At 38.6% G+C, this 9,662-nt stretch carries 7 protein-coding genes; 5 read left to right on the plus strand and 2 right to left on the minus strand.

Going from position 1 to position 9,662, the window contains the following annotated elements; all coding sequences use genetic code 11:
- Window positions 1–321: 321 nt before the first annotated feature.
- From VB620_RS09590 to VB620_RS09600, 3 genes are all read left to right on the plus strand, one after another.
- Window positions 322–2,181 (plus strand): NAD(P)H-quinone oxidoreductase subunit F, encoded by a 1,860-nt coding sequence (locus VB620_RS09590; protein WP_323195921.1) that lies wholly within the window; start codon window positions 322–324, stop codon window positions 2,179–2,181.
- A gap of 121 nt (window positions 2,182–2,302) precedes the next feature.
- Window positions 2,303–3,805, plus strand: a complete 1,503-nt coding sequence (locus VB620_RS09595) for an NADH-quinone oxidoreductase subunit M (RefSeq protein ID WP_323195922.1) — start codon at window positions 2,303–2,305, stop codon at window positions 3,803–3,805.
- A gap of 92 nt (window positions 3,806–3,897) precedes the next feature.
- Entirely contained in the window at window positions 3,898–5,211 is a 1,314-nt protein-coding gene (locus tag VB620_RS09600; protein ID WP_323195923.1) for a CO2 hydration protein, read from the plus strand.
- Window positions 5,212–5,346: 135 nt separating this feature from the next.
- On the opposite strand, the gene VB620_RS09605 is transcribed toward VB620_RS09600, so the two are convergent.
- Both VB620_RS09605 and VB620_RS09610 read right to left on the minus strand, forming a co-directional pair.
- Complete coding sequence (locus tag VB620_RS09605; protein WP_323195924.1) at window positions 5,347–5,976, minus strand: ribonuclease H-like domain-containing protein; 630 nt, start codon at window positions 5,974–5,976, stop codon at window positions 5,347–5,349.
- An 87-nt stretch (window positions 5,977–6,063) separates the two neighbouring features.
- Window positions 6,064–6,612, minus strand: a complete 549-nt coding sequence (locus VB620_RS09610; RefSeq protein ID WP_323195925.1) for a CAP domain-containing protein — start codon at window positions 6,610–6,612, stop codon at window positions 6,064–6,066.
- A gap of 1,171 nt (window positions 6,613–7,783) precedes the next feature.
- Here VB620_RS09610 and VB620_RS09615 point away from each other — a divergent pair.
- Both VB620_RS09615 and VB620_RS09620 read left to right on the plus strand, forming a co-directional pair.
- On the plus strand, window positions 7,784–8,605 hold the full coding sequence (locus VB620_RS09615; protein WP_323195926.1) for a phytanoyl-CoA dioxygenase family protein: 822 nt from the start codon (window positions 7,784–7,786) through the stop codon (window positions 8,603–8,605).
- Between the two features lie 136 nt (window positions 8,606–8,741).
- The gene (locus tag VB620_RS09620) at window positions 8,742–9,383 is read left to right on the plus strand and encodes a class I SAM-dependent DNA methyltransferase (RefSeq protein WP_323195927.1); all 642 of its coding nucleotides are present in this window, start codon (window positions 8,742–8,744) and stop codon (window positions 9,381–9,383) included.
- The last annotated feature ends 279 nt before the right edge of the window (window positions 9,384–9,662 follow it).

Consider the following 9,662-nt stretch of genomic DNA (forward strand, 5'->3'; position numbering starts at 1 on the left):
ACGCAGTGGCTCCTCTGCGTGAAATATAGCTGAGTATTTCTACTTAACTAAATCAGCGTGATAACTGTTAACTGATTTTGCTGTATCCATAGACTATACTCTATGATTAAACTTAAACAATGATTATATAAGAATTAATTACAGTAGACATCATTGATTTATTTTGTTAAGTAATTCCTTTTTGGCAAAAATAACGGTATTATTAAAATAATATTAAGCAAAAATAAATTCCATTTATTCACAATCAATTGCTGACTGCGAGCTAGATTAAGTTTGCTCCCAGAATTCCTAATTTATGTTAACAATACAGAGGTTAATTTCATGGCTCAGTTTCTCTTGGAGACTGTTTGGCTAGTTCCTTTCTATGCCTTAACAGGTGGACTTTTGGCAATTCCTTGGTCACCGGGAATTATTCGTAAAACTGGCTCAAGACCAGCAGGATATGTCAATTTAATCATGACCTTTTTGGCATTAGTTCATAGTGTTTTAGCTTTACAATTTACCTGGAACCAACCACCCCAAGAAATATTTATTCCTTGGCTATCTACCGCAGGTTTAAACCTCACCATTAATTTAGAAATTTCTGCGGTCAGCGTGGGTGCAATGGTGATAGTAACTGGCTTAAATTTCTTAGCTCAAATTTTTGCCCTTGGTTACATGGAAATGGATTGGGGTTGGGGTCGCTTCTATTCTTTATTAGGATTATTTGAAGCAGGATTATGTGCCTTAGCTTTGTGCAATAACCTATTTTTCAGCTATGTAATTTTGGAAGTTCTGACATTAGGAACCTATCTATTAGTCGGCTTATGGTTTAGTCAACCTTTGGTAGTTAGTGGCGCGAGAGATGCGTTTTTAACCAAGCGGGTGGGAGACTTATTCTTACTGATGGGAGTCTTGGGTTTATGGACTTTATCAGGAACTTGGAATTATACAGAGTTAGCAGCATGGGCGAATAATACTCAAGTAGATCCCACTGTGATTACATTAGTAGGTTTAGCATTAGTTGCCGGACCGATGGGTAAATGCGCTCAATTTCCTTTGCATTTGTGGTTAGATGAAGCGATGGAAGGCCCTGTTCCCAGTACAATTTTGCGGAACTCGGTAGTAGTTGCGAGTGGTGCTTGGGTATTAATTAAACTGCAACCTGTATTAAGTTTATCGCCTGTAGTTTCATCGTTTATGATTGCTATTGGTGTGGTGACGGCTGTGGGTGCATCTTTAATTGCGATCGCTCAAATTGACGTGAAACGCTGCTTATCTTATTCTGTTAGTGCTTACATGGGCTTAGTGTTTATTGCTGTCGGCACACAACAAAACGAAACAGCATTATTATTAGTACTTACCCATGCTTTAGCATCTGCATTATTAGTCATGAGTACCGGCGGTATTGTTTGGAATAGCGTCACCCAAAATGTCACTCAATTGGGTGGACTGTGGACACGTCGCCCCATTTCTGGTTTAGCTTTCATTGTGGGGATATTGGGATTAATTGCTTTTCCCCCGTTAGGTAGCTTTTGGGCTTTGGTGAAATTAGCTAATGAACTATGGGAAAGTTTCCCTTGGTTAGTGGGAATTATTATTTTAGTCAACGCCTTAACAGCTTTCAGTTTAACCAGAGAATTTGCCTTAATTTTCGGTGGTAAAGCGCAACAAATGAGTGAGCGATCGCCTGAAGTACATTGGCCTATGACCATGCCCATGATGATTTTATTTGGCTTCGTCCTACACTTGCCTTTAGTGTTACAAAGCTTATCAATATTACCTGATTGGGCAAGTCTGAATAAAGATGTCGTGCTATTACTAATTTGGTCAAGTATTTTTGGTTGTAGTATTAGCCTCATCATTTATTTAAGTAATATTCCCAAACCAATTCGCCTCCCTTGGAAACCTCTACAAGACCTATTCGCCTACGATTTTTACACACCAAAACTCTATCGCATCACCATCATTTTCGGCGTTGCCCAACTTTCCAAATTTGCTGATATGGTTGACCGCTTCATAGTTGATGGTATCGTGAATTTAGTCGGATTATTTTCCCTACTAGGTGGCGAAGGATTAAAATACAGCACCACTGGACAAACCCAAACTTATGCCTTCACCGTACTTTTAGGACTAGGCTTTCTCTGTGCTTGGATAACTTGGCCATTCTGGAAAATACAATTTTTAGATTTCATTTTTTAAGACTGCACAAATTACGCAATAACACTCCAAAACCCTCATTCCTCTGTGTCCTCTGCGTCTCTGCGGTTCGTTCTTCCTAACTTTGCATCATTCCTAGTCCATCACCAATTCCCAAATTAATATGTTGAGTTTTCTGATTTGGATACCAATTCTCAGTGCTGTAATTATCGCTTTTTTACCCGGTAAACTCGTTCCAGCTAGTCGCATTCGTTTAGTATCTTTAATCGTAGCAGGCATAGTTTTATTCTGGAACTTGTTCATTTTGCTGAAATTCGATATCAGCACTCCAGGAATGCAATTTGAAGAATATTTGCCTTGGAATGAAACTTTAGGTTTGAGTTATCAAATAGGAGTTGATGGCTTATCAATTTTGATGTTGTTACTCAATAGTTTGCTCACCTGGATTGCTATTTATAGCAGTGAGCGAGAAACTGAACGCCCACGACTTTTTTACTCCCTAATTTTATTCATTAGTGGTGGCGTTGCGGGGGCATTCTTAGCAGAAAACTTGTTGTTATTCTTTCTGTTTTACGAACTAGAATTAATCCCCTTCTATTTATTAATTTCCATTTGGGGAGGAGAAAAACGGGCTTATGCCGGCATCAAATTTTTAATATATACTGCTGTTTCCGGTGCTTTAATTTTAGCTAGCTTCTTAGGTCTGGTATTCCTAACTGGTGCTAACAGTTTTGCCTTCGATGCTATCTCTACCCAAAATATTTCCGCAGGTTTGCAATTAATTCTCCTGATAGGAATTATTATCGGCTTTGGCATTAAAATACCTCTAGTTCCCTTCCATACTTGGCTACCTGATGCTTATGTGGAAGCTTCCGCACCCATTGCAATTTTATTAGGTGGCGTGTTGGCGAAGTTAGGAACCTATGGACTGTTACGCTTTGGAATGGGAATGTTTCCCGAAGCTTGGAGTGTGGTTGCACCAACTTTAGCTATTTGGGGGGCTGTTAGTGCGATTTATGGAGCGGTAATTGCGATCGCGCAAACAGACATCAAGCGCATGGTAGCATATAGTTCTATCGGTCACATGGGTTATGTATTACTAGCTAGCGCCTCTAGCACAGCATTAGCCCTAGTGGGTGCAGTCGCTCAAATGTTCAGCCACGGTTTAATTCTGGCCATTCTCTTCCACCTAGTGGGAATCATAGAATCAAAAGTTGGTACACGGGAATTAGATAAACTCAACGGCTTAATGAGTCCCATTCGCGGCTTACCCTTAATTAGCGCTTTACTGGTTCTCAGTGGGATGGCTAGTGCAGGAATACCTGGTTTAACAGGATTTGTGGCGGAATTTATTGTATTTCAAGGTAGTTTCTCAGTTTTCCCCTTACCCACACTCTTATGTGTCGCCTCTAGTGGCTTAACAGCAGTGTATTTCGTTATCCTCCTCAACCGCACCTGTTTTGGCAAGTTGGATAATAATTTAGCTTACTTCCCCAAAGTTGTCTGGGCGGAAAAAATTCCAGCTTTAGTTTTGGCTATTCTGATTATCTTTTTGGGTATACAACCAACTTGGTTAGTGCGTTGGAGTGAAACCACAACTACAGCTATGGTGGCGACTATTAGCCCTATGGAAAAAACTGTTATTGCTCAAGTTGCTGTGAAGTAATTAGCAGGATATGAAAATGAGCGAACCGCCAAGTCGCCAAGAGCGCCAAGGGAGAAATTAAATTTAAAATATACAATTTAGAGGCAATAGCAATGGTACAAACTCCAGAAAAATCTACTAGCAATTTACCTCCTTCTCAACATGAATTTGCTGATATAATTCATCGCCTAGAAGCTGGTGGTTCGATGTTACCAGATACACCAGAAAATTTAAAACAAATCATTGGTATTTATAAGGCTTATGCTGTACCAATGGATTTTTACTGGCGTAATTTGCTTTATATTGCCGAACGAGAATTTTTAAATCCTTTGCCATTCTTTAAATACTTTTTGCCGAAGGAATATTTAGAACTGCATAATCATTATGCTGGCGATGATGCAGAATTGAGAGTTTGGCGCGGTGAAGCAACTGCACATCCTGAACTTTTGGCATTTATGGAAAAAGGTGAAACCTTAAAAATGCCTAAGTTATTACATCACTTATTCCATGACCGCATCAATATGGAATTTGCTGAAGCTTGTATGCGGGCTATGTTTTGGCACAGGGGAATGGGTGGGAAATTTGACCCTTATTTAGATAGTCCAGAATATAAAGCCAACGCCGACAGAGCCATCAAAGCCTATTTCCAAGGAAACCCAGTCATGTTGGGGCTTTATAAACTGTTCCCAGATATGTTTCTAGAACAGTGCCGCCAAATGTCCTACTATTCTAATTTGGGGCTATTCTGGGAAGTCATGGCTCCGGTATTTTTTGAAATGTCAGATTTATATGACGAAGGGAAAATTACCACTGTCCCAGAAGCTATGGATTTTCTGGTAAATGGCATTTTTGCAGTAGCAAATCGTCCTATTTATCATCATGTTTATATCCGGGGTGAATGTTACGAAATTGTTCCCAAATCTCAAGGTTTTGTCTGGCTTTATGAAGCTGCATTACCTTATGTAGAAGCTGTTTTTTATCGCACAGCACCTTTCCGGGGGACAAAATCTTATAATGCTCAGGCGGGTCAAGTACCAGATAAGCAAGAAGATTTCCACTATGGTATTCTTTACGCTGATGTATTTCCTGTGGGGACAGCAGGTATTCCCCCAACATTATTAATGCAAGATATGCTGCATTTTTTGCCAGAATATCTCATTGAAGACTACAAAAAACATTGCCGAGGTGAAGATGATATCTTGATTCAGTTGGGAATTAGTTTTCAACGGTCGATGTACAACGTTACTTCTGCGGTAATTCAAGCATTACGCACAGCATTACATCATCCTTTAGATGACCCTGACCCTGAACATTTACAAGCTAATAGAGACTTTTATGAGTCGCACTTAAATCGCTTTACTCGGACTGATTACGGTATGCGTGATGCGGCGCGTCTCAGTGATATTCAAAGCCAGGATTATCGCTAAAATTGAGAGAGCATATTTTCTTTAATTCAGGTCGTAAAGGGCGGGAAAATCTCCAGCCCCCTCAAACTTTCGCACAAAAAACATTTCCACTCAAAAATTAGCCTAAGTTTGCTTTGAAAAAGATTGACTATTTTGCTAATGTTCAAATATATCCTTAAACTGTAACAAGTCTAAGGTAACTAAAGTGGGCAAAACTTGAAAGCATTCCTGAGCAATTTGCCACCTGTCTTCTCGTTTGAGCATGGCTGTAAGCTTTTGCTGTATACTGAGTAGGTAGCGGACATCATTGGCAGCATAATTCAGTTGTGTGTCGGATAAATTAGCGGCGTTACCCCAATCTGAACTCTGAGCGCTTTTATCTAATTCTGTATTTTCTAACTCTAGTACTACCTCTTTCAGTCCATGACGATTGGTATAGGTACGAGCCAGTTTACTGGCAATTTTGGTACAAAAAACAGGCTGAACATGAATCCCTAGATAATGGCGTAATGTCGCCACATCGAAACGAGCGAAGTGAAAAACTTTTAGGATATTCGCCGCTTCAAAGAGGGTTTTTAAATTTGGGGCTGTGGTTTGTCCTTTGGCGATGCGAATGGCTGTGACTTTTCCCTCAATATTGCATAGTTGCACTAGACACAAGCGATCGCGGTGTGGTAATAATCCCATAGTTTCGGTATCAACTGCGATCGCATCGGATTTTAAATACTCCGCCAGAACAGCGTCACTTAAATCACCATCGCTTACTTGGAAATCTTCTAATGTCATATTCACTCAATAATAAATGCAGTGTCTTTTTAACGAAAATACCATGAGACACTACATTATGATGCTGCCAAAACCTAGAAAATCATTTTACTTACTACGAATAAAAATTTGCGTCAGGTAAACTTCCCCTTGCTGATTAGTCGCAACACCAATTCCGGTGAGGTCAAAATTACCTTGAATATTATGCAAATGTCCGGGACTTTCTAACCAACCGTTAATTGCCTCGCTAGCAGGATTACTATATCCTTTATTAAGGGCAAGATTCTCAGATGCATTGTTGTATGGGAGCGGAATTGCAGTAACTCGCTGTTCAAATCCCTCATGGCTAAAAGGAACTATACCATTAGCCATATTTTGACTATGAATCCTGGCTTGTTGAGTGATCTCTGCATTCAGTGTCAATTTTGGCAAGTTATGAGCAGATCGATAGCGATTAATATCATCAAAAATTGATTTTTCTAGGGCATTAGTTTCAATGATATTACTTAATGTTGCAGCCTGACTTGCAGGAATTAATAACGGTTGATTACGAGTAGTTTGTTCTGTAGAAGTTTTACCTGTTATGGGAGCATTCATTAATCCACTCGCAATGACAAGCATACTTAAACCCATACCAAAAGCAGGTTGTCGGAACATGGCTAGTCGCGTAATGTGTGTAATTTTGAGACGTATAATCTAACTTCTGATGTTTATAATATAGAACAGGATACTCTGGTAAATTGTTAAAATTCCCGCATTTTGGCAAGTAGTTTACAGAAAAAATATGTGATCTATTATTATTGAAAATATTGGCATAAATCAGCTTGAATTGAGATGCGATCGCTGAACAAAAGTTTGGGCAAATTCCATAATTATTTTAATATTGGAAAACTTTTCTAGGTTCAATTTTCTAAGCACTCAAAGAATTAACGAAAAGTTGCAGAAACAATATATCAGGTCAGTTTTTGATGAAATTTCGTGAACGCATCCGTTATTTCATCGTGTTTATCTCCCGTAAACGTGTGTATTATGATACTTTTTTTGAATAAACAGCCACTTTTTCTCACACGCCTTTTCCATAAAAAAGATCAATAAACCCAGCCAAAGTCCTAATTTATTAGTTTTTTCTCATTATAGGCATTAGAAATAACCTTAAGTGATAACTTGTATTTTATTCATCTCAGTATATTCATGCTACGTATTTGTTTGGGCATCTATTTTACATATTTATTTGGGATTACACAGTTTATTTTGTTCACAATGGCTGACTTGGTTTATACTGGGTTTGTCCGAGGAAAATTAGATTAGTCAGAAATACTGAGTAACATAAGTAAGATGACACTGATGATACAATGCTGATTTTGTGCAGTTTGTAAATAAAAAAGTTCAGTCAACAAATTTTCTGAACTGGATCATATCTTGCAGGATTCTCAACAACAGCTAGAAAATCTATGTATGAGATGTGAGTAATGATGAATGATCAAACCGGCAATTTGGATAGTTGGAAACACCGCCTTTATAGCTTAATGGCACAGTATGCAGGGGATGATTACAGTGTGATGTACGACCCATGCCAATGCAGACAACAAACAATTCCACCTTCAAATGACTACTACTAAAGATTTGAAGGAAACAATAAATTAACTTGTGCTTACCCTCTGATCAGGAATTATCAACCCATCGAGTACAATTCAAATGGCAATTTTTTACGATTTTGCCGATAACAAGAGAGCGCCTACACTCAACTAATTATATTGTTGGATAGCGATCGCCTCTGACAAAAATCAAAGAACAAAGACAATTATTCAGTCATTAACTGCTTAGTATCATGTATCTACCAGAACAGCAAAAGAAAACTTATGAAGAAAAAGGCTTTGTTCTTTTAGACAGTCTTTTATGTGCAGATCAAATTGAAGCGATAACAGCTAAATTATCGAATAACAATTGGGAAGATACCCCAGGAACAGTTTGGGAAGAAGATAACAAGACATTACGAGCAATTCACGAAGATCCAACCCAAGTTGGCGTATTAGAGAAAGTTTCCAAACACCCTAAACTTGTCGAACCGGCAATGCAAATTTTGGGGAGTCAAGTATACATACATCAGTTAAAAGTTAACTTCAAAGCTGCCTTTAGTGGTGATGTTTGGCCGTGGCATCAAGATTTCATCTATTGGCATGAAGAAGATGGAATGCCAGCACCAAGAGCGATAAATGCTGCTATTTTTCTAGATGAAGTTACTGAATTTAACGGGCCACTTTATCTGATTCCTGGTTCCCATAAGGAAGGAACTATTAGCTCTCTAAATCAGACTAAAGAGGACTCTGATTCTGTGGAAAATAATGATTGGATATCGAGCTTCAAGTCCAATCTTAAATACACTAACCCTGAAGAAGCAGTTGCAAGGCTAGTAGAAGAAAATGGAATAGAAGCTCCCAAAGGGCAGGCTGGTTCTGTGTTGTTGTTTCATCCTAATTGTGTTCATAGTTCGAGCAATAATATATCTCCATTTCCCAGAACAATGGCTCTGATTACCTACAATAGCGTCCAAAATATCCCCGTCGCTGTAGAAAATCCTCGTCCTGATTTCTTAGTTGGTCGAGACTATAGAGGCATCAAACCTTTAGCAGAGCAAGAGCTAACTGTATAAACAGTTTATGACAATAATTGAGAATCAGAAATAGTTAAATTATTCCAGGAGTTTGATCTAATTCTCTCTCTTGATTTGTCTGCGTCTAAATAACTAGACTGCAAAATCATAGTCAACATAAATAGGAGCATATACCATGAGTAATTGGGGCAACACATTTAAAACTGAAGCCATAGATCCTAAACAAGTTATGGATAACTATGATAAATATGCTGAAGAGTTTGATAGTCATGTCAAAAATGAATTGTGCGGCACTGGAGAAAATATTCCTGTTGTATTAACAGCAAAACTCTTTGCAGAAACTGTCCCATATCAAGAGTCTATGAAAATATTAGACGCGGGATCAGGTACAGGGGAGCAGGGAGAGCAACTTGTTAAACATGGATATAAAAATGTAGAGTTTACTGCATTTGATCCATCTTTAGGAATGTTGAATGTAGCTAAAAAGCGAAATATTTATTCAGAATTTGTTCAAGGTTATTTACCTGATTCTGGTCTGAGTGCAGATGCTTACGATGCCGTCATTTGTGTAGGAACTTTTACCCCAGGACACGCCCCTGCTGAATCTCTGCGTGAGCTTGTTAGGATTACGAAGAATGGCGGATATATTGTTTATAGTATTCGCAAACACTTTTACGAAGATAAAGATACTGGCTTTCAAGCAGTAGAAGAGGAATTGACCAAAGCCAATCAGTGGAAAATGATAGCTAAAATTGAAGATGAATATCTACCCACTGAGAATATAAGAGCTTATTACTTCACCTTCCAAGTGCAATAATTATCTGAGAACAATCGGTAATTATCAAACATTCTTGGGCGATCGCCTACAATTGTTAATTTTCTTTGATGGCGATCGCTACTTTTGAGCGGTGTGCGCCGCGCCGGTTAACTGGAAGATTACTTTCGATCTATTTCCGGGCGGCGATCGCATACCCCTCTTCTGTCACTTTCCGGAATAAGGAAGTAGTTAAGGAGCTAAATCATCCAGAATCATAAAAGGGTTTAAATTGATTCATGGCTGCAATTAAATTATTGAATCCCAGTAACAACTGTGAAT

The organism is Nodularia harveyana UHCC-0300, from assembly GCF_034931085.1.
Classification (GTDB): Bacteria; Cyanobacteriota; Cyanobacteriia; order Cyanobacteriales; family Nostocaceae; genus Nodularia; species Nodularia harveyana.

What these genes read in the sequence shown, in the direction of transcription:
- VB620_RS09590 (WP_323195921.1), top strand. Translation starts at nt 322, where the DNA reads ATGGCTCAGTTTCTCTTGGAGACTGTTTGGCTAGTTCCTTTCTATGCC.
- VB620_RS09595 (WP_323195922.1), top strand. Translation starts at nt 2,303, where the DNA reads ATGTTGAGTTTTCTGATTTGGATACCAATTCTCAGTGCTGTAATTATC.
- VB620_RS09600 (WP_323195923.1), top strand. Translation starts at nt 3,898, where the DNA reads ATGGTACAAACTCCAGAAAAATCTACTAGCAATTTACCTCCTTCTCAA.
- VB620_RS09605 (WP_323195924.1), bottom strand. Translation starts at nt 5,976, where the DNA reads ATGACATTAGAAGATTTCCAAGTAAGCGATGGTGATTTAAGTGACGCT.
- VB620_RS09610 (WP_323195925.1), bottom strand. Translation starts at nt 6,612, where the DNA reads ATGTTCCGACAACCTGCTTTTGGTATGGGTTTAAGTATGCTTGTCATT.
- VB620_RS09615 (WP_323195926.1), top strand. Translation starts at nt 7,784, where the DNA reads ATGTATCTACCAGAACAGCAAAAGAAAACTTATGAAGAAAAAGGCTTT.
- VB620_RS09620 (WP_323195927.1), top strand. Translation starts at nt 8,742, where the DNA reads ATGAGTAATTGGGGCAACACATTTAAAACTGAAGCCATAGATCCTAAA.